Annotated in this window: 18 protein-coding genes; 4 read left to right on the top strand and 14 right to left on the bottom strand. The window is 71.5% G+C overall.

Going from position 1 to position 24,174, the window contains the following annotated elements; translation table 11 throughout:
• Positions 1–28: 28 nt before the first annotated feature.
• The 5 genes from ACLJPL_RS30310 to ACLJPL_RS30290 all read right to left on the bottom strand — a co-directional run bounded on the left by ACLJPL_RS30310 (position 29) and on the right by ACLJPL_RS30290 (position 5,508).
• Positions 29–739 (bottom strand): ribonuclease HII, encoded by a 711-nt coding sequence (locus tag ACLJPL_RS30310; protein ID WP_411084146.1) that lies wholly within the window; start codon positions 737–739, stop codon positions 29–31.
• Positions 740–924: 185 nt separating this feature from the next.
• Positions 925–2,859 carry a DUF4153 domain-containing protein gene (locus ACLJPL_RS30305; RefSeq protein WP_411084145.1) on the bottom strand — a complete coding sequence of 645 codons (1,935 nt, stop codon included), beginning with the start codon at positions 2,857–2,859 and terminating at the stop codon, positions 925–927.
• A gap of 192 nt (positions 2,860–3,051) precedes the next feature.
• The gene (locus tag ACLJPL_RS30300; protein WP_411084144.1) at positions 3,052–3,960 is read right to left on the bottom strand and encodes an ADP-ribosylglycohydrolase family protein; all 909 of its coding nucleotides are present in this window, start codon (positions 3,958–3,960) and stop codon (positions 3,052–3,054) included.
• Between the two features lie 12 nt (positions 3,961–3,972).
• On the bottom strand, positions 3,973–4,632 hold the full coding sequence (locus tag ACLJPL_RS30295) for a histidine phosphatase family protein (protein WP_411084143.1): 660 nt from the start codon (positions 4,630–4,632) through the stop codon (positions 3,973–3,975).
• 270 nt (positions 4,633–4,902) lie between these two features.
• Complete coding sequence (locus ACLJPL_RS30290; RefSeq protein ID WP_411084142.1) at positions 4,903–5,508, bottom strand: YdbC family protein; 606 nt, start codon at positions 5,506–5,508, stop codon at positions 4,903–4,905.
• Positions 5,509–5,715: 207 nt separating this feature from the next.
• Between ACLJPL_RS30290 and ACLJPL_RS30285 the strand changes: the two genes are divergently transcribed.
• Positions 5,716–6,252, top strand: a complete 537-nt coding sequence (locus ACLJPL_RS30285; protein WP_411084141.1) for a TerD family protein — start codon at positions 5,716–5,718, stop codon at positions 6,250–6,252.
• A 72-nt stretch (positions 6,253–6,324) separates the two neighbouring features.
• On the opposite strand, the gene ACLJPL_RS30280 is transcribed toward ACLJPL_RS30285, so the two are convergent.
• The 3 genes from ACLJPL_RS30280 to nrdR all read right to left on the bottom strand — a co-directional run bounded on the left by ACLJPL_RS30280 (position 6,325) and on the right by nrdR (position 10,581).
• Positions 6,325–6,870: an AAA family ATPase gene (locus ACLJPL_RS30280; RefSeq protein WP_411084140.1), complete on the bottom strand. Its 546-nt coding sequence runs from the start codon at positions 6,868–6,870 to the stop codon at positions 6,325–6,327.
• Between the two features lie 135 nt (positions 6,871–7,005).
• The gene (locus ACLJPL_RS30275; protein WP_411084139.1) at positions 7,006–9,903 is read right to left on the bottom strand and encodes a vitamin B12-dependent ribonucleotide reductase; all 2,898 of its coding nucleotides are present in this window, start codon (positions 9,901–9,903) and stop codon (positions 7,006–7,008) included.
• Positions 9,904–10,068: 165 nt separating this feature from the next.
• Entirely contained in the window at positions 10,069–10,581 is a 513-nt protein-coding gene (gene nrdR / locus ACLJPL_RS30270) for a transcriptional regulator NrdR (protein ID WP_411084138.1), read from the bottom strand.
• Between the two features lie 522 nt (positions 10,582–11,103).
• On the opposite strand from nrdR, the gene lexA reads away from it, so the two are divergent.
• A complete protein-coding gene (gene lexA / locus ACLJPL_RS30265; RefSeq protein ID WP_026242273.1) occupies positions 11,104–11,901 on the top strand; it encodes a transcriptional repressor LexA in 798 nt (265 codons plus the stop codon).
• A 144-nt stretch (positions 11,902–12,045) separates the two neighbouring features.
• Here the strand turns inward: lexA and ACLJPL_RS30260 are convergent, their stop codons facing one another.
• From ACLJPL_RS30260 to ACLJPL_RS30240, 5 genes are read right to left on the bottom strand one after another with little or no spacing between them, the layout of a single operon-like run.
• Positions 12,046–14,016, bottom strand: a complete 1,971-nt coding sequence (locus tag ACLJPL_RS30260; RefSeq protein ID WP_411084137.1) for an ATP-dependent DNA helicase — start codon at positions 14,014–14,016, stop codon at positions 12,046–12,048.
• A 38-nt stretch (positions 14,017–14,054) separates the two neighbouring features.
• Positions 14,055–16,004 (bottom strand): IucA/IucC family protein, encoded by a 1,950-nt coding sequence (locus tag ACLJPL_RS30255; protein ID WP_411084136.1) that lies wholly within the window; start codon positions 16,002–16,004, stop codon positions 14,055–14,057.
• Positions 16,005–16,064: 60 nt separating this feature from the next.
• Positions 16,065–17,018, bottom strand: coding sequence for a GNAT family N-acetyltransferase (locus ACLJPL_RS30250; RefSeq protein WP_411084135.1), 954 nt, complete (start codon positions 17,016–17,018; stop codon positions 16,065–16,067).
• Between the two features lie 53 nt (positions 17,019–17,071).
• Entirely contained in the window at positions 17,072–18,994 is a 1,923-nt protein-coding gene (locus tag ACLJPL_RS30245; RefSeq protein ID WP_411084134.1) for an IucA/IucC family protein, read from the bottom strand.
• Positions 18,995–19,022: 28 nt separating this feature from the next.
• On the bottom strand, positions 19,023–20,426 hold the full coding sequence (locus tag ACLJPL_RS30240; protein ID WP_411084133.1) for a diaminobutyrate--2-oxoglutarate transaminase family protein: 1,404 nt from the start codon (positions 20,424–20,426) through the stop codon (positions 19,023–19,025).
• A gap of 375 nt (positions 20,427–20,801) precedes the next feature.
• Between ACLJPL_RS30240 and ACLJPL_RS30235 the strand changes: the two genes are divergently transcribed.
• Positions 20,802–21,974, top strand: a complete 1,173-nt coding sequence (locus ACLJPL_RS30235) for a trypsin-like serine peptidase (RefSeq protein ID WP_411084193.1) — start codon at positions 20,802–20,804, stop codon at positions 21,972–21,974.
• A gap of 134 nt (positions 21,975–22,108) precedes the next feature.
• Complete coding sequence (locus tag ACLJPL_RS30230; protein ID WP_411084132.1) at positions 22,109–22,558, top strand: ATP-binding protein; 450 nt, start codon at positions 22,109–22,111, stop codon at positions 22,556–22,558.
• Between the two features lie 80 nt (positions 22,559–22,638).
• On the opposite strand, the gene hflX is transcribed toward ACLJPL_RS30230, so the two are convergent.
• Positions 22,639–24,159: a GTPase HflX gene (gene hflX, locus ACLJPL_RS30225; RefSeq protein WP_411084131.1), complete on the bottom strand. Its 1,521-nt coding sequence runs from the start codon at positions 24,157–24,159 to the stop codon at positions 22,639–22,641.
• Between the last annotated feature and the right edge of the window lie 15 nt (positions 24,160–24,174).

Here is a 24,174-nt window from a genome sequence, read left to right as displayed (position 1 = left end):
GTGTCAGGAGAAGGGCGCGTGCGCGCGATCAGAATTCGAAGCCGAGCTGGCCCCCGCTTTCGAGTGCGGCCGCCTCGGCGGAAAAACGGACCTTCTTCAGATGCTGCCACTTGGGCAGCGCGTCCAGATACGCCCAGGAGAGGCGGTGATGGGGCGTGGGCCCCCGCTCCTCCAGTGCGGCCCGGTGCACGGGCGAGGGGTACCCCGCGTTGGCGTCGAAGGCGAAGCCTGTGTACTGCTCGGACTCCCCGCCCAGTTCGGCCATCATCCGGTCGCGGCGCACCTTGGCGATCACCGAGGCGGCCGCGACGGCGATGCAGGACTGGTCGCCCTTGATCACCGTACGGACCTTCCAGGGAACGCCGAGGTAGTCGTGCTTGCCGTCGAGGATCACTGCGTCGGGGCGCACCGGCAGCCCTTCCAGGGCCCGTACGGCGGCGAGCCGGAGTGCCGCGGTCATGCCGAGGGCGTCGATCTCCTGCGGAGAGGCGTCGCCCAGGGCGTACGCGGTGACCCAGTTCTCCAGCAGCGGGGCGAGCTCGGCGCGCCGCCGGGGGGTCAACAGCTTGGAGTCGGTGAGACCTTCGGGCGGTCGGCGCAGACCGGTGACCGCCGCGCAGACGGTGACGGGTCCGGCCCACGCACCGCGTCCGACCTCGTCGACGCCGGCAACGGTCCTGGCGCCGGTGGTAGCGCGGATCGAGCGCTCGACGGTGTGCGTGGGTGGTTCGTACGGCATGGCGCCAGTCAGCGTACGCCGAGAGCACCGGCAGCAACACCCCGGGGCGCCGTGCACGGCGAGATTCGGCCGACAAGCGTCGGGCCGTCGACGCGCCGCGCGGGCCGTACGGCGTGTCGACGGGACCGGGTTCACCACCCGTGCCGGTGCCCCGCCCGGGCTCGCACACCGTGGGATCAGTCGAGTCAGTACGGGTCGTAGTCGTCGTGGTCCTGCTCGTACCCGCCCTGTTCGCCCTCCCGCACACTGTCCGTGCCCAGCTCGTAGCAGTTGCGGCCCTCATGGATCACGGGACGCTTCTTGAGGATGTCCTCGGCGCGCTTCACTCCCCAACTGGTTGCGTACCAGGGGGACTCCGAGGACCACAGGCGGCTTTCGATGAGCCGCAGCGCACAGGAGCGTTGCGGTTCCGGCAGCTTGTCCAGGGCCGGTGCGGCGTCGGCGGAGAGGTCCTTGAGGTAGTCGACGTCGATCGAGCGGCGGTCCTCGAAGCGCTGGACGTTCTGCTCGGCGATCACCGCGTCCGGAGAGATCAGACCGAAGGCCAGTACGGCGGCCCCCGCGCTGACCGCGATCGCCCGCGGCAGGAACCTGGCGCCGAAGACCCCGGCGGCCAGGATCAGGACCAGCACCACTCCCAGCCAGAGTTCCATCGCGGCCACGGATATCCGCAGCCGGGTCAGCCCGTACTCCTCGACGTACAGACCCATGCGGCGCAGCGCCGATGCGACGACGACCAGGGTGAGCACGCACAGGGTGCCGAGCACCGCACGCACCAGTGTCCGGTCCCGGCTGCCGCCGCGCGGGGCCCAGCGCAGGGCCAGGGAGATCACGAGGAGGGTGAGCAGGGTGGCCCAGAGCAGCTGCCAGAAGCCCTGGCGGGCGTACTCGGCGGGGGTGAGCCCGGTCTCCGTCCGCACCTTGTCGTAGCCCCCGAGGAGCACGACGAGCTGGAGGGTGATGAACGCGGCGAAGAGGAGGTTGAGGACGATCAGCGGGAGGGCCCACTCCGTTCGTGCCCGCGGCTTGCCGGGCGGCACGGTGAGCCCGTCCCAGCGCACCGGGGCGGCGGCGGTGTAGGCGGCGGCCAGCGCGCCCGCGAGTCCGACCAGGAACAGGAAGACCCGCCACGGGCCGTCGATGATCGACACGTCGGGGATGAGCCTGCCCAGCAGATCGGCGAACGCGGCGTCGGCACTGGCGAAGAGCGCCCCGAACACCACGAGCAGCCCCAGCGCCACGGCCGTGGTGCGCACTGCGGCACCCCAGCGCCCCCGGGAGTCGCTGGCCCGTTCCCGTACGCCGCGCCAGCCCCACCGGATCCCCGGGACGATCGAGGCGAGCGTGGCCAGGGAGCCGATCAGCACGCCCGGCCAGGTCCGGCTGCCGTGCAGCGCGAGCGAACCCAGTGCGAAGGCCGACACGACCGCCAGGAACGTCGGCCAGCCCGCGTCGCGAAGCGCGGGCACCGCGAGCAGGGCGATACCGCCGACCGCCCAGGTGGCGGTCCAGGGCCGCAGTCGGCGCCCCGCCGCCCGCGCCGTGAATCCGGCGGCCAGCGCGGCGGGGACCGCGACGATCAGGAGGTTCACGCCGAGGCCGTCGCCCAGCAGGAGCGAGCTGAGCACGGCGGTGGCCAGGGCCGCCCAGAGGGCGGCGGGCCGGATGAGGGGCGGCGCGGCCGGACGGAGCCGGGCCGTCACGCCGGGGTCATGGACCGGGGGCTGCCAGGGGCTGCCCTGCGGCCGGCCCGATTGCCGGGCCTGGGCCTGCCGCCCCTGGTCATGGAGGTACGCCGGGGTGGCCGGGGGCTCACCGACCCGAGCCCCCGGGACGCCGGGCCGGGCCGCGCTCCCGGCCTCGGAGCCGGGGCCTTTCGCCGCGCCGTCCGCCTCGGAGGCAGGACTCTTGACGGCACTGCCGGACTCAGCGGCCGCGCTCTTCGCCGCGCTGTCGGCCCCGGAAGCCGCGCTCTTCGTCGCGCTGTCGGCCTTCGGCCCCGGAGCCTTCACCGCGCCGCCGGCATCCTCGGACGGTGTCGGCGGCTCCGGCGGCCGGGACGCGCCGGCCTGCTGGGACTCGTCCGGCGGACCGGACGCCTCGGACAGTTGCTCGGGCATGGGACCCCTCCCCCACCGGGTCCGCACGCACGGCCTCGGGCGGCACGTCGTCCCGGCGTCTCATTCGGCGCACGCCCGCAGCGGTCGGCCCGCAAGATCAATAAGGGCGGCATGGCCGAAACAGTAATCCCGAATCCGCGTTCGCGAATACTCAGAGTGAGGCTGTGGCAGGACCGTGACAGTGATCCACGGTCAGTGATACGCGGGAAGCAGCCAGCCGGGCGGCTCCTCCGTCTGCGCCAGCCAGTCGGCGGGCGGCGCACCGGCCGTACCCGCGGCGACGACGCCGCCGACGATGGCGCAGGTCGTGTCGACGTCCCCGCCGGCCTGGGCCGTCACCCAGAACGCCTCCTCGAAGTCGCCGAGGCTCCTGGCCGCCGACCAGAGGGCGAACGGCACGGTGTCGTGGGCGCTGGTCCGGCGGCCGTTGCCGAGGACCGCCGCGACCGTCCCGGCGTCCCGGTAGTCCAGCATGTCGCGGGCCCTGCGCAGCCCCGCGCCGACCGCGCTGCGGGGCACGAGCGCGATGACCCCGTCGAGGAGTTCCTCGGGGGCCGGCGGCCCGCCCGGGGCGGCGGCGAGCGAGGCGGCGGCCGCGACCGCCATCGCGCCGACGACGGCCTCGCGGTGCTGATGCGTGGGGTACGAGGAGATCTCGGCCTGGTGCGTGGCCTGCTCCGGGTCGTCCGCGTACCAGGCGCCGAGCGGGGCGATGCGCATAGCCGAACCGTTGCCCCACGAGCCCTGCCCGTTGAACAGGGCCGACGCCAGTTCGCGCCAGTCGCCGCCCTCCCGTACGAGGCGGAGCAGCCGGTTCACGGCGGGGCCGTAACCCCGGTCGAAGTCGTGGTGCTCGGCGAAGGAGCGGGCCAGGGCGTCCTGGTCGACGCGGCCGTGCGCGGCGAGCACGGCCAGGACCGAGGAGGCCATCTCGGTGTCGTCGGTCCACTGCCAGGGGCCGGGCGGCAGGACGCGCTGCTTGAGCAGCGGGTAGTTGACGGGGACGAAGAACTGGGAGCCCAGGGCGTCTCCCACGGACAGCCCACGCAGGCTGGCCAGGGCGCGTTCGAAGCGCCGCTCGGAAGCAGAATCAACGGTCATCGCCCTGCCACTCTATCCGGTGATGCCGTACGGCTCAGGGGTGCGCCAGCGCTGAAAGGGCCGGTCGAGGGTGTAACGGCCGTTCTCGCCGAGCAGGAGGGTCCTCGTTTCGGCGTTGCCGGGATTGGAGAGCGATTCGAACTCGGCCACCGACCAGTGGAACCAGCGCATGCAGAAGAGCCGCATCGTCAGCCCGTGGGTGACGAGGAGGACGTTCTCGGGGTGACCGGGGTCCTCGAAGCTCCGGTGCAGGCTCTCCAGGAACGCGCCGACCCGGTCGTACACGTCGGCGCCGGACTCCCCTTGGGCGAACCGGTAGAAGAAGTGCCCGTACGCGTCCCGGTACGCCTTCTGGAGCCGTACGTCGTCCCGGTCCTGCCAGTTGCCCCAGTCCTGCTCCCGCAGCCGGGGCTCCTCGCGCACCCGCACCCGGGCGGGGTCGAGGCCGAAGGCCCGGAACGTCTCGTGGGTGCGGCGGTACGGCGAGATGTAGGCGCTCACATGTTCCTCGCCGAACTGCTCGCGCAGCCGCTCCCCGGTCTCCCTGGCCTGCCGCAGGCCGGTCTCGGTGAGCCGGAGCGCGTGGTCGGGCTCCCGCTCGTACACCGTGTCGTCGGCGTTGCCCTCGGACTCGCCGTGCCGGACGAGGACTATGCGCTGCGGTCGTGCCATGCACCGACCCTAGATCGGGTCCGGCCCCTCCGGGCGGTTGTGCGGCCCCCATACGGCGGATGTGACGGAAGGAACGGCCGCGCGGTCCGGGAATGCAGGAGGCGGTGCCGGGGAACGTAGGAGGCGGTCCTGGGAACGTAAGAAGGAAGCCGTCCGGTCCCCCGCGGGTATAAGCACGTCTAAGAGGGCCGCGTGATCACAGCGGCCTGAGAAGCGGTCGCCTGGTTCCGGGAGCGTAAGAAGCGGCCGCGTGATCCGTCGAGAGTGCCGTCAGACCGTCCAGGACGGTTCCAGCTCGACGACATCCCCTGTCAGCGCGGCCACATCCGTCTCGGTCTGCGCACGGGCCGCGAGGCGCTCCGCCCCGTCTGCGCGGTACTTCCCCCGCTCGGCGCTCGACTTCCACATGGAGAGCACCAGGAACTCGTTGCCGGGCGCCTCTCCGAAGACCCCGCGCAGCATCCCGGGGGAACCGGCCATCGCCGGATTCCACACCTGCTTCTGCATCAGTGCGAAGTGCTCGGCCCGGTCCTCGCGCACGCTGCTGTGCGCCACCCTGACCACGTCCGCCTCCGTGAAGTCGGGCTCGAACCCCGTCTTCACGTCGAAGCGCCGTTCGAAGAGCATGACCTGCATATCGCGGAACATGCCCGTCTGACCGGCGGCGAGCCGGTCGTGTCCGCGGGCCATGAAGGAGTCGTAGAAGACCCGGTTGTCCCAGAACGCGAAGACGTGGGCGACATCGGGGCGTGTTCGGCTCCACCCGCCGCTCTGCCCCCTGAACCCCGGCTCGCCGAGCAGCCCCGCCCACTCCCGCTGCCCCCGCTCGAAACCATGACGGTCCACCACGGAGCAGCGAATCCACTTCACCAGCACCGCGCCATCGTACGGGGCGGAACGTGGCGCGGGTCACGGTCGGGCACGGAGCACCCGGGCCGGATCCCCCATCGATCGCACCGACCCCACCCATCACATGGCCCGAATCAGCCGTCCGTCACCGGGGCAGTTGGCTGCGTGGCCCGTTCCGTACATGATCGGGTGATGAGAACGGTCCATGGACCGTCGGCCAGGAGGGGAAGTCCGGTGAGCACTCCGAACAAGGACATCGAGAAGGTCGAAGTACGGATCAAATGGGATCCCAGCCCGCACGGTGAACCGGACATCGACCTCGACATCATCGCGGCCACCTACCCGGCGGACGCGCCGTACGGCAGCCCCTCGTACCTGGTGCATTTCGACAGCCGCTCGCCGGACGGCACCATCACGCTGAACCGGGACAGCAGGACCGGCCAGGGGTTCGGCTTCGACGAGGTCATGACGATCGAGCTGGACCGGCTGGCGGACCGGTACGGCCGGGTCGTGGTCGGCGTCGCCATCCAGCAGCGCGAGGGCCGCAGGACCTTCGGCGAGGTCGGCAGCACGGCGGTGGAGATCCGGGAGGGCTACACGACCCTGCTCGGGGACGACTTCGCGAGTGTGGCGTCGTCGACGGCGGCGGTCGTCGGGGAGTTCTCCCGTACCGGTTCCGGGCAGTGGGTGTTCCGCGCGGACGTACGCGGCTTCGACGCCGATCCCGACGCGTTCGCGGCGGCCATGGGGAACCGCGCCCCCGGGGCCTGACGCCGACGCCTTTCGGCCAACCAGAGTGCCGCGGGTCCTGTGCGCAGGGCCCGCGGCGTCGTGGTCCGGCCGTCAGGTGCTCCTGGGCCTTCGCCGGTGCTCCTCGGCCTCCATCACGCGTAGCCACTCCTGAGCCTTCGTCACGTTCGACGCGAGGTCCGCGACCGAGTCGAGCACCAGCCGGTGATCCGTCCAGGGCTCGAACGTCGCACGTAGCCGCTCGACCGACTCCCAGGTCGGCTCCTCGAAGCCCTCGATGCCCCGGACCCGGCCCTCCAGTCGCCGGCGGTGCTCCCGCACGTCCGAGCACACCACCTCGATGAACGCCACGGGAACCCCACGGCGTTCGGCGAGCGCCCGCCACTGCCCGCGGGCCGCCTCCACCGCGTTGACCGCGTCGACGACCACACGGTGGCCCAGCGCCAGCACACCATCGGCCACCGCCTCGGCGACGAGGTAGGCCGCCAGCCCTGTGGGCTGGTCACGGGCCACACCGGCACGCCACATCGCCGCTTCCACCGGGTCGACCGACACCACCGCGGCGGGCAACGCCCGCCCCAGCGCCTCGGCCACCGCGCTCTTCCCCGCCCCGGGCAGACCCGCCATCACGATCAGCATGGCGGCACTCTCGCACACCGGCGCCCCTCCCCTGGAGGAACCCCCGGAACGCCGGAGAACCCCCGGAACGCCGAAGGGGACCGGCCCGAGGCCGGTCCCCTTCGTCACCCGCCGCTCAGCCGGGTGTCAGCCGTATCAGCTGCAACCGCTGGTCGAGCCGCAGCCCTCGCAGATGTAGCAGGAGCCGGCGCGCTGCATCTTCGTACCGCAGGAGAAGCAGAGCGGGGCGTCCGCGCTGATGCCGAGCTGCATCTCGACCAGCTCGGCCGAGGTGTGCGCCGTCGCCGGAGCCGGCTTCTCGGCGGACTCGCGGGGAGCCGCCACCGCCTTCAGGGGCTCGGGCCGCACCGGGGCCGACTGGGCCAGGCTCTCGGCGTCCGCGCCGTCCGCCTCGAAGGACGGTTCGTACGAACCGGTGTCCAGGTGGCGCTGACGCTCGTCGGCGGAGTGGATGCCGAGGGCGGAACGGGTCTCGAAGGGCAGGAAGTCGAGCGCCAGGCGGCGGAAGATGTAGTCGACGATCGACTGCGCCATCCGCACGTCCGGGTCGTCCGTCATACCGGCCGGCTCGAAGCGCATGTTGGTGAACTTGGATACGTACGTCTCCAGCGGGACGCCGTACTGCAGACCGACCGAGACGGCGATGGAGAAGGCGTCCATCATGCCCGCGAGGGTCGAGCCCTGCTTGGACATCTTGAGGAAGACCTCGCCGAGACCGTCGTCCGGGTAGGAGTTGGCGGTCATGTAGCCCTCGGCGCCGCCCACCGTGAAGGAGGTGGTGATGCCGGGACGGCCCTTGGGGAGGCGCTTGCGCACCGGGCGGTACTCGATGACCTTCTCGACCGCCGTACGGATGGTCTCCTCGGCCTTCGCGGTGACCTCTTCCTTCTCCTTGTCCTTGGTCTTGGCGGAGAGGGGCTGGCCGACCTTGCAGTTGTCGCGGTAGATCGCGAGCGCCTTGACGCCCATCTTCCACGCCTCGAAGTAGACCTCTTCGACGTCCTCGACGGTCGCCGTCTCGGGCAGGTTGACCGTCTTGGAGAGCGCGCCGGAGATCCACGGCTGGATGGCCGCCATCATCCGGACGTGGCCCATCGCGGAGATGGAACGCTCGCCCATCGCGCAGTCGAAGACCTCGTAGTGCTCGGTCTTCAGGCCCGGGGCGTCGATCACGTTGCCGTGGTCGGCGATGTGGGCGACGATCGCCTCGATCTGCTCCGGCTGGTAGCCCATGCGGCGCAGGGCCTGCGGCACGGTGCCGTTGACGATCTGCATCGAGCCGCCGCCGACCAGCTTCTTGAACTTGACCAGGGCGAGGTCGGGCTCCAGGCCGGTGGTGTCGCAGGACATCGCGAGACCGATGGTGCCGGTGGGCGCGATGACCGATGCCTGCGCGTTGCGGAAACCGTTCTTCGCGCCGAGCCGGATCACGTCCTGCCAAGCTTCCGTCGCCGCCGCCCAGACGGGGGCGTCCAGGTCGTCGGTGCGGACGGCCTTGGCGTTGGCGTCGGAGTGCTGCTTCATGACGCGCTGGTGCGGCTCGGCGTTACGGGCGTAGCCGTCGTACGGGCCGACGACCGCGGCGAGCTCGGCCGAGCGCTTGTACGAGGTGCTGGTCATCAGCGAGGTGATGGCGCCGGCGAGCGCGCGGCCGCCGTCGCTGTCGTACGCGTGGCCGGTCGCCATCAGGAGGGCGCCGAGGTTGGCGTAACCGATGCCCAGCTGACGGTAGGCGCGGGTGTTCTCGCCGATCTTCTGCGTCGGGAAGTCCGCGAAGCAGATCGAGATGTCCATCGCGGTGATGACCAGCTCGACGACCTTGGAGAAGCGCTCGGACTCGAAGGACTGGTTGCCCAGGCCGTCATCCTTGAGGAACTTCATCAGGTTGAGCGAGGCGAGGTTGCACGAGGTGTTGTCCAGGTGCATGTACTCGCTGCACGGGTTCGAGCCGTTGATCCGGCCGGACTCCGGGCAGGTGTGCCAGGCGTTGATCGTGTCGTCGTACTGGATGCCCGGGTCGGCGCAGGCCCAGGCGGCTTCGGCCATCTTGCGGAAGAGGGACTTGGCCTCGACCTCTTCGATGACGTCGCCGGTCATCCGGGCGCGCAGCCCGAACTTGGAACCGGACTCGACCGCCTTCATGAACTCGTCGTTCACCCGGACCGAGTTGTTGGCGTTCTGGTACTGGACGGACGTGATGTCGTCGCCGCCCAGGTCCATGTCGAAGCCCGCGTCGCGCAGGGCGCGGATCTTCTCCTCCTCCTTCACCTTGGTCTCGATGAAGCCCTCGATGTCGGGGTGGTCGACGTCGAGGATGACCATCTTGGCCGCACGGCGGGTGGCGCCACCGGACTTGATGGTTCCGGCGGACGCGTCGGCGCCGCGCATGAAGGAGACCGGGCCCGAGGCGTTGCCGCCGGAGGAGAGGAGCTCCTTGGAGGAGCGGATGCGGGAGAGGTTCAGGCCGGCGCCGGAGCCGCCCTTGAAGATCATGCCCTCTTCCTTGTACCAGTCGAGGATCGACTCCATGGAGTCGTCGACGGCCAGGATGAAGCAGGCGGAGACCTGCTGCGGCTGGGGCGTTCCGACGTTGAACCACACCGGGGAGTTGAAACTGAAGACCTGGTGCAGGAGGGCGTACGCCAGCTCGTGCTCAAAGATCTCGGCGTCCGCCGGAGAGGCGAAGTAGCCGTTCTCCTCGCCGGACTTCCGGTACGTCTTCACGATCCGGTCGATCAGCTGCTTGAGACCGGTCTCGCGCTGCGGCGTGCCGACAGCGCCGCGGAAGTACTTGCTGGTGACGATGTTGACCGCGTTCACCGACCAGAAGTCGGGGAACTCGACGCCACGCTGCTCGAAGTTGATCGAGCCGTCGCGCCAATTGGTCATGACGACGTCACGATGCTCCCACGCCACCTCGTCGTACGGATGCACGCCGGGGGTGGTGTGGACGCGCTCGATGCGCAGACCCTTGCTCGCCTTGGCGCCCTTGGTGCGGGAACCTCGTGCCGGGCCGCTCGCCGTCTCTGTCATGCCGCCTCCCATATGTGGGCGAAAACGCCCTGAAGTGCCCAGATCTTCCCAGGCACAGTGTGTGTCCGTTGTCCCGAGGGCCGCGCCGGGCCACGGGAACAGGTTCTGAATCGCCCGGTCACCGGCCGGCGGACGTGCATCCGGACGGTGACGGGCAGGTACCGCTCAGTCGGCGGCAATGGCGGGGGCGGGGACCTCAAGGGTCTCGCCGCTCCCGCAGTGCTGTGCGGAGGGCCGCTGCGCGCGCAATTCCACGATGGCGGCCTCGAAGTCTTCCAAAGAGTCGAACGCCCGGTAGACGGACGCGAAGCGCAGGTACGCGACGAGGTCGAGTTCCTGCAGGGGGCCGAGTATGGCCAGACCCACGTCGTGGGTGGTCAGCTCGGCGCTGCCGGTGGCGCGCACCGCCTCCTCGACCCGCTGGCCGAGTTTGGCGAGGGCGTCCTCGGTGACGGGCCGGCCCTGGCATGCCTTGCGGACGCCGGAGATGACTTTGGTGCGGCTGAAGGGCTCGGTCACGCCGCTGCGTTTGACGACCATCAGCGAGCAGGTCTCCACCGTGGTGAAGCGGCGGGAGCAGTCGGGGCACTGGCGGCGGCGACGGATCGACGTCCCGTCGTCGGTGGTGCGACTGTCGACGACCCTGCTGTCGGGGTGCCTGCAGAAGGGGCAGTGCATGGCTCCCAACCCTCCTTCACAGCGCGACTGAATGGCTTCTCCGCTCGCCCTCGCGGGCTCCTGGGAAGCAGTGCCCAGCATAGGCGATGACCACGGACCGAATGAACCCAGGACCACAACTTCTGGGCGGCCGGGACGATCCAACCACTAGATCTAGGGTTGAGTCGTGTTTTCGACCCCACCGCGTGTCGCGCCCCGGATGTCGCCCGGAGGGAGCGTGGGCCAGGCAAGAGGGTACGGGAAACGCGCGACCGGCGAGCCACCGGGCCCCGGACCGCGGGGCCGGGTGAAAGACTGGTGGGGCGGCCGGGACAGGGCCGGGGCGCTGCCGCGGCAGGGGCTCTCGCGCACGCCTCCCGTCGTGCCCGATCCCGGCGCGACCGCCCGCCGCCTGCGCCTATACACCTGTGGGAAGCATCGCGGCAGCCCTTTATTCGTTTTTCACTCGAACGTGTGTTTGGCGCAACCTTTCGAAAGCTAATACCGTTGTCCAGCTAGGGAGAACATTCGAGAGGGGCCGACGTGACCACCACCGCAGACAGTGCCACCATCACCGCCCGGGACCACCGCTCCCAGAGCCGACTTGAGCCGGTGCATGCCATGAATGACTCAGTCACGAACACGGACGGGCCCGAGCCCGCACGACCCGGGCGCTCGTTGCCCGGAAGGCCGCCAGGGATCAGGGCGGACAGCTCGGGACTCACGGACCGGCAGCGGCGGGTCATCGAGGTCATCCGTGACTCCGTGCAGCGCCGGGGATACCCGCCCTCCATGCGGGAGATCGGCCAGGCGGTGGGCCTGTCCAGCACATCGTCCGTCGCCCACCAGCTGATGGCCCTGGAGCGCAAGGGCTTTCTCCGGCGGGACCCGCACCGGCCCCGCGCCTACGAGGTGCGCGGCTCCGACCAGCCCAGCACCCAGCCGACCGACACCACCGGCAAGCCCGCGGCGTCGTACGTTCCGCTGGTGGGCCGGATCGCCGCCGGTGGGCCGATCCTGGCCGAGGAGTCGGTCGAGGACGTCTTTCCGCTGCCGCGCCAGCTCGTCGGCGACGGCGAGCTGTTCGTCCTGAAGGTCGTCGGTGACTCGATGATCGAAGCGGCGATCTGTGACGGCGACTGGGTCACCGTGCGCCGCCAGCCCGTCGCGGAGAACGGGGACATCGTCGCCGCCATGCTGGACGGCGAGGCGACGGTCAAGCGCTTCCGCCGCGAGGACGGGCACGTCTGGCTGCTGCCGCACAACGCGGCGTACCAGCCGATCCCCGGTGACGAGGCGACGATCCTCGGCAAGGTGGTGGCGGTGCTGCGGCGGGTGTGAACAGCGCCCTTCGTCGACCTCGCAGAGGCCGCGGACAGGCCGGCAGGGATCTCGCCGATACGGCAAGAGGCCCTCGGCGGTCACGAGAGAGCCCCGGTACGCTTCACGGCGGTCCGGGGCTCTCTCGTCGTCGTGCTTGCCGTCCTACTTGCCGTCCGCCTTGGCGCGGGCGTCGATGGCGGCGAGTGAGCGGCGCGCCTGGTTGCGGTCCGTCGTGTACCAGAAGTCCGGCAGCGAGGCGCGCAGATAGCTGCCGTACCGCGCATTGGCCAGGCGCGGGTCCAGCACGGCGACGACGCCCTTGTCGCCGGTGGCCCGGACCAGTCGGCCCGCGCCCTGGGCCATCAGCAGCGCGGCGTGGGTTGCGGCCACCGCCATGAAGCCGTTGCCGCCGGCCTCCTCGACCGCCTTCTGGCGTGCGCTCATCAGCGGGTCGTCGGGCCGGGGGAACGGGATCCGGTCCATGACCACCAGCTGACAGCTCGGCCCCGGAACGTCGACACCCTGCCAGAGCGAGAGCGTGCCGAACAGGCAGGTCGCCGGATCGGCGGCGAAGTTCTTGATCAGCTCGCCGAGGGTCTCCTCGCCCTGGAGCAGGATCGGCTTGTCCAGCCGGCCCCGCAGCTCCTCGGCGGCCGCCTTGGCCCCCCGCATGGAGGAGAACAGGCCCAGCGTGCGTCCGCCCGCCGACTCCACCAGCTCCGCCAGCTCGTCCAGCATGTCCGTCCGGGACCCCTCGCGCCCCGGGGTGTTCAGATGCCGGGCGACATAGAGGATGCCCTGCTTCGGGTAGTCGAACGGGGAGCCGACGTCCAGCCCCTTCCACTGCGGTACGTCGTCGCCCGCGGTGCCCTCGGGGGCGAGGCCCAGGGACGCCCCCACCCCGTTGAAGTCCCCGCCGAGCTTCAGCGTGGCCGAGGTCAGGACCACGGAGCGCTCGGCGAAGAGCTTCTCCCGCAGCAGCCCGGAGACGGAGAGCGGGGCGACGCGCACGGAGGCGCCGAACCGGTCGTGCTGCTCGTACCAGACGACGTCGTACTCCGAGCCCTGGGTGATGCGCTCCGCGACGCCGTGGATCGACTCGACCGAGGCCAGGGCCTGCTTGCGGACGGCGTTCTCGTCCTCGACCGACTTGTCGCGGGTCGCGCCGATCGCGGAGATCACCGTGCGGGCGGCGTCGCGCAGCGCCATCAGGGCGTACCCGAGGTCCTCGGGCACCTCCTCCAGCCGCCCCGGGAGCGCCAGCTCCATCACCCGCTCGAAACCCTCGGCAGCGGTCAGGAGCGCGTCGGCGGCCTTCTCGTTGACCAGCTTCGCCGACCGGCGGACCGCCCGGTTGACCTGGGCCGGAGTGAGCTCCCCGGTGGCCACCCCGGTCACCCGGGAGACCAGCTCATGGGCCTCGTCCACGATCAGCACCTCGTGCGACGGCAGCACCGGAGCGCCCTCGATGGCGTCGATCGCCAGCAGGGCGTGATTGGTGACGACCACGTCCGCGAGCTTGGCGCGCTCGCGGGCCGCCTCCGCGAAGCACTCCGCCCCGTACGCGCACTTGCTCGCGCCCAGGCACTCGCGCGAGGAGACCGAGATCTGCGCCCAGGCCCGGTCCGAGACGCCGGGGGTGAGGTCGTCCCGGTCGCCGGTCTCCGTATCGCTCGACCAGTCCCGCATCCGGAGCAGGTCCTGGCCCAGCTTGCTGGACGGCGCCGCCGCCTCGAACTGGTCGAACAGCCCCTCCTCCTCGTCCTGCGGAACCCCTTCGTGGAGCCGGTGCAGACAGAGGTAGTTCGACCGGCCCTTGAGCATCGCGTACTGCGGGCGCCGGCGCAGCAGCGGATGCAGCGCCTCCACCGTGCGCGGCAGGTCCCGCTCCACCAGCTGGCGCTGGAGGGCGAGGGTGGCCGTGGCCACGACGACCCGCTCCCCGTGCGCCAGCGCCGGCACCAGGTAGCCGAGGGACTTGCCCGTGCCGGTGCCGGCCTGGACCAGCAGGTGGGATTGGTCGTCGACCGCCTCGGCGACGGCCTCGGCCATGGCGGCCTGGCCGGGGCGCTCCGTACCGCCCACGGCGGTGACGGCGGCGTGCAGGAGCTCGGGAAGGAGTGGCTTCGTCATAGCCCGACCACCCTACGGCGCACCACTGACAACGGCGCTCACTCCCGGACTCGGGCGGAGGGATGCAGCGGGTTGGGAACCGTGCCGTGGATCGCCGCGTGCGGGCGGCTGGAGCGGTCGCGGTAGCCGTCCAGATGCAGCCGGTTGCGGTTGAGACAGAGCCGTTCGATCTCGGGAGTGAGCATGTCGAACAGCTCGAACCGCTCCTTGAGCTCCGGGAAGCGGGCGTGGTGGCGGACGATCTCCGCCCGGACGAGTGACCAGAACTCGTCCTCGCTCACCCCGAGCTGCTCCTCGCAGAGCGGGGACAGATAGCGGAAGACGCCGACGAAGAGACCGGAGTGGATGAACTGGGTGAGGAAGGACGGCCGCTCGGTGAGGAGGACCGCGCGCACCTCATCGGGCATGGTGTCGTGTTCCGGCAGCGGGTGGGAGCTGATGTTGACGTCGTCGACGAAGTCCTTGATAGCGAGCCGTACGGGGACGTCGTTCTCGTCGAAGACGACGATGGCGTTCTCGCCGTGCGGGGAGAACACCGTGCCGTAGCGGTAGAGGAAGTGCAGCAGGGGCGGCAGCAGCGCGGCGAAGAGCCGGGTGAGCCAGGTGGCCGGGGCGAGCCCGGAGCGCTCGACGAGCTCGGCGGTGAACGCGCGGCCCGCCGGATCCGTATGCAGGAGGGAGGCGAGCGTACGGGCCCGCTCGCCCGGCGCCAGGCGGGGCGGCAGAGGCTCCCGCCAGATCGCGCCGAGGATCTCCTTGTACTGGTAGGGCACTTCGGGGAGGTGGTCGTACAGCGGGTGCTCGACGGTGACGGAGGCGACCTCGCCGAGGAGGACGACGCGGCAGACGTCGCGCAGGAACGGGTCGGCTTCGCAGAGCCCCTGGACCCAGGCCGTGACGGCGGGCGCGGCGAGGGTCCGCTCCGTGGGCAGGCCGCGCCAGACCAGGGTGTTGAGGATGGACAGGGGCAGTTTCACCGTGAGCCGGTCGGGGCGCCGCACATTGGCGAAGGTGCGGACGGACTGCTGCGGAAGGCGCGCGTCGCCATCGGTGTGCAGAGCCACGATGTCCCCGTCCGCGATGGCGGGGGCGAAGAGCGGAACGATCCATTCGTCCCACTGCCAGGGATGTACGGGGAGGTAGAGATAGCCCTCGGGATCGAGGCCCCGGGCGTGCAGTTCGGCGGCGAACGAGGCGCGGGCGGCGGGGTCGAGCTCTCCGGCGTACAGGTGCTCGGGGGTGGTGAGGCGGCCCACTCCCCGGTACTGCGCTATGCGGGTGCTCACGGCGATCCACGGCAGCTGGAGGGGGCTGCGGGTCTCGGGGGTGAAGCGGGCCGCGTCGGCGGCGGAGAAGCCGAGGCGTCCCTTGCTCGCCACCAGCCAGGGGTGGCCGGTCTGGTGGCCCTCGAGCTCGGCGTAGTCGAGTGCGGCGAGTCGGTCGGCGGTGAGGGCGGTGTGGTCGAGCCGGGCGTCGGCGGTGAGCGTGAGGGTCAGCTCGCGGATGAGGTGGCCGAGCGTGGTGCCGTCGAGTCCGAGGAGGCCACGGGCGCGGACCAGGAACCGCAGCGGGTCGCGGAACGGGCGGGCCCCGTCGGACGAGCCGTTGGAGGACGCGTTGCCGGGGAGGGGCGAACCGTTGGACGACGCGTCGTGTGAGAGGGAACCGCTGGGCGGGGGCGTGCCGTTGGAAGCGGCGGTCGCGGGCGGGTGGACCGTCTCGATGGAGTCGGGGTCGACGCGCCAGCTTCCGTAGACGCCTCGGCGGGCCGCGAAGCGGAGCTGGGTCCCGTCGTCGAGGGCCAGGGTGTGGAGACGGCCGCCCCCGGGCCGGCGTTCGGGCTCGATGATCTCCTCGTACGCGAACTCGCCGAGCATCTTGGCGAGCAGCCGCGCTGCGGCCCGGTCCCAGACCTCCCGGTTCAGCTCCGGGGGGCTGATCAGAGGGTGGGGGTCGGCTGAATCATGGCTCGCGGGATATGTCGGCACGGGGACTCCTCCGGGTGGAACCGATGGGGTTCGAGCGGTGTGGGCGGTGCGGGAAGATGTTCACAGGTGATCACGGTGCGTTCGGTCGCGGATCATGAGGGCGGCGCGCTTGTCGGGGAGGTCCACTTCGGCGGAGAAGCGGAATCCGGCGCTCAAGAAGGCTGCTACGGACGAGGTGTTACGGAGATCCGGCTCGGCCACGACCCGGCCGCAACGCGGCAGGTTGTCCAGGACGAGGTCGGCGACGGCGCGCAGCAGGGTGGTGCCCACGCCCCTCCCCCGGTTGGTCACGCCTCCGATGAGGAGGTGGACGCCGGTGTCGTGGGGACGGGCGGGGTAGTGGCGCGCCAGGGGGTCGAGGTCGGCGCGGTAGATCTCCCAGTAGCTCATGGGGGTTCCGTCGAGCACGCCGAGGCAGGGGATGGAGCGGCCGTCCCCTTCGAGCTGCGGCCTCAGATGGTCCGCGGTGACGGATTCCGGCCCGGCGAGCTCCCAGAAGGCGGCGACGGCGGGGTCGTTCATCCAGCGGCTGAGGGCGGCGAGGTCCCGCTCCAGGACCACCGGGACCAAGCGGAACACGCCGGCTCCGGTGGTGGCGGGTGACCAGGTGGCCGGATCGCCGAGCAGCGCACCGGCAGGGTCGCGCCGCGCCGCCCCCGTGCCCCGGTCCTCGGCGATGAGGGCGAGGAGTTCCTCGGTGAGCTTCAGATCGAGGGTGTCCTCGGTGCCGTTGCCGTTGCCGTTGCCGTTGCCGGACGGTACGGCGGCGCGCGGCGCGGTCCCGGGCCCAGGGGGTGGGCCCGGGGGCGCGTCGACTGGATCCGCGGGCGAACCGACCGTCTCCGGGGGCGCGTCGGCCGATCCCGAGGGCCAACCGCCCCTCTCCGCAGGCGCATCGGCCGGGCCCGAGAGCGAACCGGCCGTCTCCGGAGGCGTAACGACCGGTTCCGCGGGCGCATCGGCCCGTTCCGGAGGCGCCGTGCCGGATTCCGTGGGCGCGTCGGCGGGAGGCACGGTGACGCTCTCCTCTCTGGACCGGGCGGTCGGCCCGGATGGCGGTCGGGTCCTCAGGCGTGCAGCGGGTTGGCGATGGTGACGTACACGGACTGGGTGTCGACCGGTCCGACCAGCTCGTCGAGTCCGTGCAGCCGGGTCAGCAGGTTGGCCTTGCAGCGCAGTTGACGGTTCTGAAGGAGATACGCGGGCAGGGGCGAGCCCAGTTCCGCCGTGTCGGTGAGGAATCGGCGGAGATCGGTGAGGAGGGCTCGTTCGTCGGCGAGCCGCTGGGCGCCGAACGCTCCGATGAGACCCAGGACGTTGTTGATGCCCAGGTAGTAGGCAAACCGCTCGTCGGTGACCGGGTCGGAGACGAAGGTGTCGCTGACCGTGCCGATGCCCGGGAGCCGCCGTTCCAGCTCGTCGCGGCGGGAGTCGCGGAAGTAGTAGCCCTGGTTGTCCCGGTAGCGTCCGCCGACCGGCCAGCCGTCCCCGTCGAGCACCACCAGGGTGTTCTGCTGGTGGGCTTCGAGGGCGACGCCGGCGTGGGCGTCGAGCCAGAGCACGGGCCGGACGACATGGTCGAGGTAGCGCCGGAACCACTCCAGGGATACGTCGGGGGCGGTACGGCGGGTCCGTGCGGCCAGGCCCGTGACGACCTCGGCGAGCCGGGAGCGCATCTCCGGCCGGTCCGGCCGGGGGCGCTGCGCGGTGAGTCCGGCGATGCACACGGCGTCGTCGCCCGGGCCGAAGGGGTTCTGGCGGAGCATCACGTCGAGGCCGGGGACGGGGACGCCCTCGGGGTCGTCGACGGCGAGCCAGGCGGGGTCGCGGACGATGTCGAAGCCGGGGTGCTCCCGCTGCCAGCGCTCGGCCAGTCCGGTGGACAGGAGGCGGTGCACCTCGACGCCGCGGTGGAGCTCCTTGCGGAGGTTCTCACGGCGGGAGTTGGTGATGCGTACGCCGAGGGAGAGCTTGAGCATCACGCGCGCCCCGGGCCGGTGCACGGTGCGGATGGACGAGGTGGGGTGCCAGCGCTCGCCGTGCGGGCCGAGGTCGTGCAGCAGGCCGGTCTCCTGGAGGGCGGCGACCTGCGGACGGCTCAGCAGGTCGGCGGCCTGCCAGGGGTGCAGCGGGACGGCGGCGGCGCCGGGCGGCAGGCGCAGCCCCTCACGGTGCGGGGCGAGCAACTCCTCGGCCGATGCCTCGCCGCCCTCGGTCCAGGCGGAGTCGGTGGCGGTCAGCGACCGGTCCACGGCGAACCAGTGGAGCGGGAACGAGCCGTGGTGCTCCGGCGAGTAGCGGCGGGACTCCGCCTCGGAGAGCCCTTCGCGGCTCTTGGGGGTGGGGTGGAGCGGGTGGCCCAGCAGGAGGGACTGCTCGGCGGTGAGGAAGAGATCGGCCTCGGCGGGCTCGGCGGGGCTGCGCCGCCGCTGCTCGACGAAGTCCGCGGTGTGGCGTACGGAGTCGGCGACGCGGGCGACCAGGTCGGCGGAGCCGTTGCGGTCGGCTTCGCGGCCGATGAGGACGGCGACGGTCACGGCGTCGGCGGGCGGGGCCTTCTCGGGGGCGCCCTCCAGGACCGGGGCGCCGAAGCGGTGGGCTCCGGTGGCGGACCAGTAGTGCACGGGGACGAGCAGGGCGGCGCCGGTGGCGGGGAAGGCGATGCGCAGGGTGTCGCCTTCGGGGCGGGGCAGGTCGTTCTCCCGGGTCCAGCACCGCAGGAGGCTCTCCGTGCCCGCGGAGTCGGCGGCCCGCAGCGGGTCCGGGTGGTCGAGCGGGTCGGGCTGGTCGAGCGGGCCGGGGGCGCCGGGCAGGTCGGCGCACTCCGTAGCGGCGGGGGCGTACGCCGGGGTGCCGGCCTCGCTCCCGTACGCGGCCTTCTGGCGGGGCACGGTGGTCGCCTCGGCCGTGCCGGGGGCGGCCGGACCGTCCTGCCCTCGGTGCTGGGGGGTGCCGGGGCCGTCGGCCTCGGACGCGGGGGTGGGGTTCACGGCGGTCTTCCTTGTGTGGTTCCGGGGGTCAGGTGGTCAGCCCGGCGGCGGCCCTGCGGTGCGGCGAACGCTCCGCGGCCGCCAGCGCGTCGGCGAGGCGGTCGACGACGGCGCTCGCCTGCTCGTCGGTGAGGGTGAGAGGGGGCAGCAGGCGGACCACGGCGCTGTGCCGGCCGCCGAGTTCGACGATGAGGCCGCGGTCCAGGCATTCCTGCTGGACGGCGCGGGCGAGGGCCGGGTCCGGCGGCGGGGCCGGGGCGTGGTCGTCGGCCTCGGCCGGCAGGGGCGCGGCCTCGGGGTCCACCAGCTCCAGGCCGATCATCAGTCCGCGCCCCCGTACGTCGCCGATCCCCGGATGGTCCGCCCGCAACTTCCGCAGGCTGTCGAGCATCCGGGCGCCCAGGACCGCCGCACGCTCCGCCAGCCCGTTCTCCCGGACGTACGCGAGGGTGGCCGCGCCCGCCGCCATGGCGAGCTGGTTGCCACGAAACGTACCCGCGTGGGCTCCTGGCTGCCAGAGGTCCAGCTCAGAGCGGTAGACGATGACGGCGAGCGGGAGGGAACCGCCGATCGCCTTGGAGAGGACCATGACGTCCGGGACGATGCCGCTGTGCTCGACCGCCCAGAACGCGCCGGTCCTGCCCACGCCGGTCTGCACCTCGTCGGCGATCAGCGGGATGGAGCGGGCGCGGGTGATCTCGCGCATCCTGCGCAGCCAGGCGTCCGGGGCGGGGTTGACGCCGCCCTCGCCCTGGACCGGCTCCAGGATCATCCCCGCCGGTGTCGGGACGCCGCCCTTGTCGTCGTCCAGCAGGTGCTCCGTCCAGCGCGCGGCGAGGGCCGCGCCCCGCTCGCCGCCGACGCCGAACGGGCAGCGGTAGTCCTGCGGGAAGGGCAGCCGGGTCACCCGGACGTCGCGTGCCCCTCCGGAGGCTTCGAGCGCCCCGGCCGTCATGCCGTGGTACGCGCCGGTGAAGGTGAGCAGGCCGCCGCGCCCGGTCGCCGCGCGGACCAGCTTGAACGCGGCCTCGACGGCGTCCGTGCCGGCCGGTCCGCAGAACTGGATGCGGGCGTCGTCCGCGAACGCGCGCGGCAGGGTGGCGAACAGCTCGGTGGTGAAGGCGTCCTTGACCGGGGTGGCGAGGTCGAGCACATGCAGGGGCGCACCGGAGTCGATGACCTTCCTGATGGCTTCGAGCACGACCGGGTGGTTGTGACCGAGCGCCAGGGTGCCCGCGCCCGACAGACAGTCCAGATAGCGCCGTCCGTCCGCGCCCTCGATGGTGAGCCCGCGCGCCCGCACCGGGACGATCGGCAGGGACCGCGCGTAGGTGCGGGCGGCCGACTCGCGCAGCGACTGGCGGCGGAGGATGCCCTCGTGCACGGGAGGCGCGGGAGGCGGTGCCACCGGAGCGGGTTCGGTCACGGACACGGCTCTTGATCCTCCTGCGGTAACAGTTGCGTTGCACGTCGGTACGTTTTCGCGCGGACGGAGTGCGGGGGTGAACGCTGTCCGGGTGTCCCCCGTACGTACCAACGACGCCGGTCGCAAGGGATCACGGGTAAATCGGAACATCCTTGCGGGAACGGAACCGTGGACCTGCCGCGCGCCGTCCCTGACGGCACCGGCATAGTGGGGGCCGCGCAGAAGGGGTGTCGTGTCGATCGGGCCGGAAAACCTGCTCGACGGCCCCGAAGTGTCCGAAAACGCAGTACGGAGTACCGAGTGACGAAGTCCCAGGGGGATCACCAGATGCGACCCATTCGCCCGACCGACACCGCACGCAGCGGCAGGCGCGTGCGGCGCATGCCCTCCGGCGTGCTCGCCGCGACCGCGGCCGTCGCCGTCCTGGCGCTCACCGCCACCGCCTGCGGTCCGGAGGAGGACAACGCGGGCGGCGCGACGCCCAGCGTCTCGGCGGACCAGCCGTCCGACGGCAAGCTCACGATTCCGGACGATCTCAAGAACCGGCTCAAGGAGCACGGGATCGACCCGGACAAGTGGCGGGACGGCGAGTGGAAGAACTGGGACAAGGACAAGTGGCTGCGTGAGGCCCAGGACTTCGTCAACCCGATCATCGACGGCCTCTGGGACCCGGACCGGATGCGGGACGCCGACAAGCCCCCGGAGAACCCGGTCGACAACGACATCTCCGGCGACGACGGCGTGACGGACCCGACGCCCGCCCCCGTACAGGCGGCCGGTGTCGCGACGCCGTACCACAGCGGCGCGCCCGCCTCCGGGAAGCTGCTCTTCGACGGCCCCCAGGGCTCGATGGTCTGTTCCGGGACCGTGGTGAAGGACCCGGCGAACCCCGGCAAGTCCAACATGGTGTGGACCGCCGGGCATTGTGTGCACGCCGGCAAGAAGGGCGGCTGGTACCGCAACATCGCCTTCGTCCCGTCGTACAACAACGACGGTCTGTCGCTGGCGGAGCTGGAGACCGCCTCCAAGGAGAAGATCGCTCCGTACGGGGTGTGGTGGGGCCAGTGGGCCCAGACCTCCGAGCAGTGGATCTCCCAGGGCGCGGCGACCGGCGGACAGGGCGCCCCGTACGACTTCGCGGTGCTGCACGTGACGCCGGAGAAGGGCTCGACGGGCAAGTCGCTGGAGGAGACGGTCGGTTCGGCGCTGCCGGTCGAGTTCAACGCTCCGGCCGTGCCGCAGATGGCGGACCTGACGGCCACCGGCTACCCGGCCGCGCCGCCCTTCGACGGCCAGAAGCTGCTCCAGTGCAAGGACAAGCCGGGCCGACTGTCGGTCCGCAAGGACGAGCCGACGATGTACCGGATCGGCTGCACCATGACCGGCGGTTCCTCCGGCGGCGGCTGGATCGGCGCGGGTCAGGACGGCAAGCCCGCCCTGGTCTCGAACACCTCGATCGGCCCGGTCTCGGCGGGCTGGCTCGCCGGGCCCCGGCTCGGCAAGGAGGCCGAGGGCGTCTATCGCGCGGTCAGCGAGAAGTACGCGGGCCAGTAGAGGGGCCTTCGCGCCCGGCCGGCTGCTCCCGAACACCGTTCCGCTCTCGGCGGGACGGTGTTCGGCGTTCCGGCGGGTACACGGAAGGCTACCGAGGGCCGGTACCCGTGCGGCCACGACCGAGAGGCAGGGCGATGACCGATTCCACCATGAGGGCGGTGGGCTGGGCCCAGTCCTTCCCGATCTCCCAGGGGGTGCGAGCGGGACGCCACTGGGCGCGCGAGCACCTTGAGACGCTGGACTGGGCCAAACGCGCGCCCGACACCGTGGACTCGGTGCTCCTCGCCGTCTCGGAGCTCATCACCAACGCGCACAAGCACGCGCACAGCGACGCGCAGCTGATCCTGACGTGGGACAGCAAGTGCCTGCACGTCAGCGTCCACGACTCCAGTCCGCTGCCGCCCGTGCCCCGCGACCGCGACCCCGGCGCACTCGGCGGTCGCGGCATGGCCATCGTCGACGCGCTGGCCGACAGCTGGGCCCACCATCCGCAGCGGGAGGGCAAGACCGTGACCGCCTGCTTCGTGCCCCCGGGGTACGAGGACTCCGCCGCCGAGGGGCGCGAAGCCCCCGGGAACGGGTGACGCCCGGCCGGGAGGTCCCGGCCGGGCGTCTCTGCCACGGTCTGTGCCGTGGGGTGATCACGGCTCGCGCCGCACGGTGATCAGTGCGCGGCGGGGACGAACGTCCCGAGCTCCGCCGCCAGTTCCTCATGGACCTGGGCCTTGAGGAGGGTGCCGTCGGCGGTGTGCTCCTCGGAGAGGACCTCGCCCTCGGCGTGCACCCGGGAGACCAGCGCCCCCTGGATGTACGGCACGAGCACCTCGATCTCGACGGACGGGCGCGGCAGCTCGGCGTCGACGAGCGCGAGCAGCTCGTCGATGCCGGCACCGGTCCGGGCCGAGACCGCGATGGCGTGCTTCTCGTTGCGCAGCAGCCGCTGGAGGACCAGCGGGTCCGCGGCGTCCGCCTTGTTGATGACGACGATCTCGCGCACGTTCACCGCGCCCACGTCGCGGATCACCTCGCGCACCGCGGCGAGCTGCTCCTCCGGCACCGGGTGCGAACCGTCCACCACGTGCAGGATGAGATCGGACTGGCCGACCTCCTCCATGGTGGAGCGGAACGCCTCGACGAGGTGGTGCGGCAGATGCCGTACGAACCCGACGGTGTCGGCGAGGGTGTAGATGCGGCCGCTCGGCGTCTCGGCCCGGCGCACGGTCGGGTCCAGGGTGGCGAACAGGGCGTTCTCCACCAGGACACCGGCTCCGGTGAGGCGGTTGAGCAGCGAGGACTTGCCCGCGTTGGTGTATCCGGCGATAGCGACCGAGGGCACCTTGTTGCGCTTGCGCTCCTGCCGCTTGATCTCGCGGCCGGTCTTCATCTCCGCGATCTCCCGGCGCATCTTCGCCATCTTCTCGCGGATCCGTCGCCGGTCCGTCTCGATCTTGGTCTCACCGGGACCACGGGTGGCCATGCCGCCACCGCCGCTGGATCCGCCGCCGCCCATCTGACGGGAGAGCGACTGACCCCAGCCGCGCAGTCGCGGCAGCATGTACTGCATCTGCGCCAGCGAGACCTGCGCCTTGCCCTCCCGGGACTTGGCGTGCTGGGCGAAGATGTCGAGGATGAGGGCGGTCCGGTCGACCACCTTCACCTTGACGACGTCTTCCAGGTGGATGAGCTGGCCCGGGCTGAGCTCACCGTCGCAGACGACGGTGTCGGCCCCGGACTCCAGCACGATGTCCCGCAGCTCCAGCGCCTTGCCGGAACCGATGTAGGTCGCCGGGTCGGGCTTGTCGCGCCGCTGGTACACCGCGTCCAGCACCTGTGCGCCCGCCGTCTCGGCGAGGGCGGCGAGCTCCGCGAGGGAGATCTCCGCGTCACGCACCGTCCCCGAGGTCCAGACGCCGACCAGCACGACGCGCTCCAAGCGCAGCTGTCGGTACTCGACCTCGGTGACGTCCTCGAGCTCCGTGGAGAGACCGGCCACGCGCCGCAGGGCGGCACGCTCGGAGCGGTCCAGCTGGTCGCCGTCCCGCTCTCCGTCGATCTTTCGGCTCCAGGCGACGTCCTCTTCCATCAGGGCGTCCGCCCGAAGGCTTTCGGTGAGGCTCTCGGTGGCGTTCTCCGTGGCGCTCTGCGCGTCCTGCGCGTCCTGGGGAAGGGAGGAAGAGGAGGTCATTGGATCCTTACGTCG

The sequence above is a fragment of the Streptomyces sp. cmx-18-6 genome (assembly GCF_046548915.1).
In the GTDB taxonomy this organism is placed as follows: domain Bacteria; phylum Actinomycetota; class Actinomycetes; order Streptomycetales; family Streptomycetaceae; genus Streptomyces.
This window is presented reverse-complemented; position numbering and strand designations above follow the sequence as displayed.

Bases quoted from the DNA above. Each gene is read 5' to 3' on its own strand.
- ACLJPL_RS30310 (WP_411084146.1), bottom strand. From the start codon at position 739: ATGCCGTACGAACCACCCACGCACACCGTCGAGCGCTCGATCCGCGCT.
- ACLJPL_RS30305 (WP_411084145.1), bottom strand. From the start codon at position 2,859: ATGCCCGAGCAACTGTCCGAGGCGTCCGGTCCGCCGGACGAGTCCCAG.
- ACLJPL_RS30300 (WP_411084144.1), bottom strand. From the start codon at position 3,960: ATGACCGTTGATTCTGCTTCCGAGCGGCGCTTCGAACGCGCCCTGGCC.
- ACLJPL_RS30295 (WP_411084143.1), bottom strand. From the start codon at position 4,632: ATGGCACGACCGCAGCGCATAGTCCTCGTCCGGCACGGCGAGTCCGAG.
- ACLJPL_RS30280 (WP_411084140.1), bottom strand. From the start codon at position 6,870: ATGCTGATCGTGATGGCGGGTCTGCCCGGGGCGGGGAAGAGCGCGGTG.
- ACLJPL_RS30275 (WP_411084139.1), bottom strand. From the start codon at position 9,903: ATGACAGAGACGGCGAGCGGCCCGGCACGAGGTTCCCGCACCAAGGGC.
- nrdR (WP_411084138.1), bottom strand. From the start codon at position 10,581: ATGCACTGCCCCTTCTGCAGGCACCCCGACAGCAGGGTCGTCGACAGT.
- ACLJPL_RS30260 (WP_411084137.1), bottom strand. From the start codon at position 14,016: ATGACGAAGCCACTCCTTCCCGAGCTCCTGCACGCCGCCGTCACCGCC.
- ACLJPL_RS30235 (WP_411084193.1), top strand. From the start codon at position 20,802: ATGCCCTCCGGCGTGCTCGCCGCGACCGCGGCCGTCGCCGTCCTGGCG.
- ACLJPL_RS30230 (WP_411084132.1), top strand. From the start codon at position 22,109: ATGACCGATTCCACCATGAGGGCGGTGGGCTGGGCCCAGTCCTTCCCG.
- hflX (WP_411084131.1), bottom strand. From the start codon at position 24,159: ATGACCTCCTCTTCCTCCCTTCCCCAGGACGCGCAGGACGCGCAGAGC.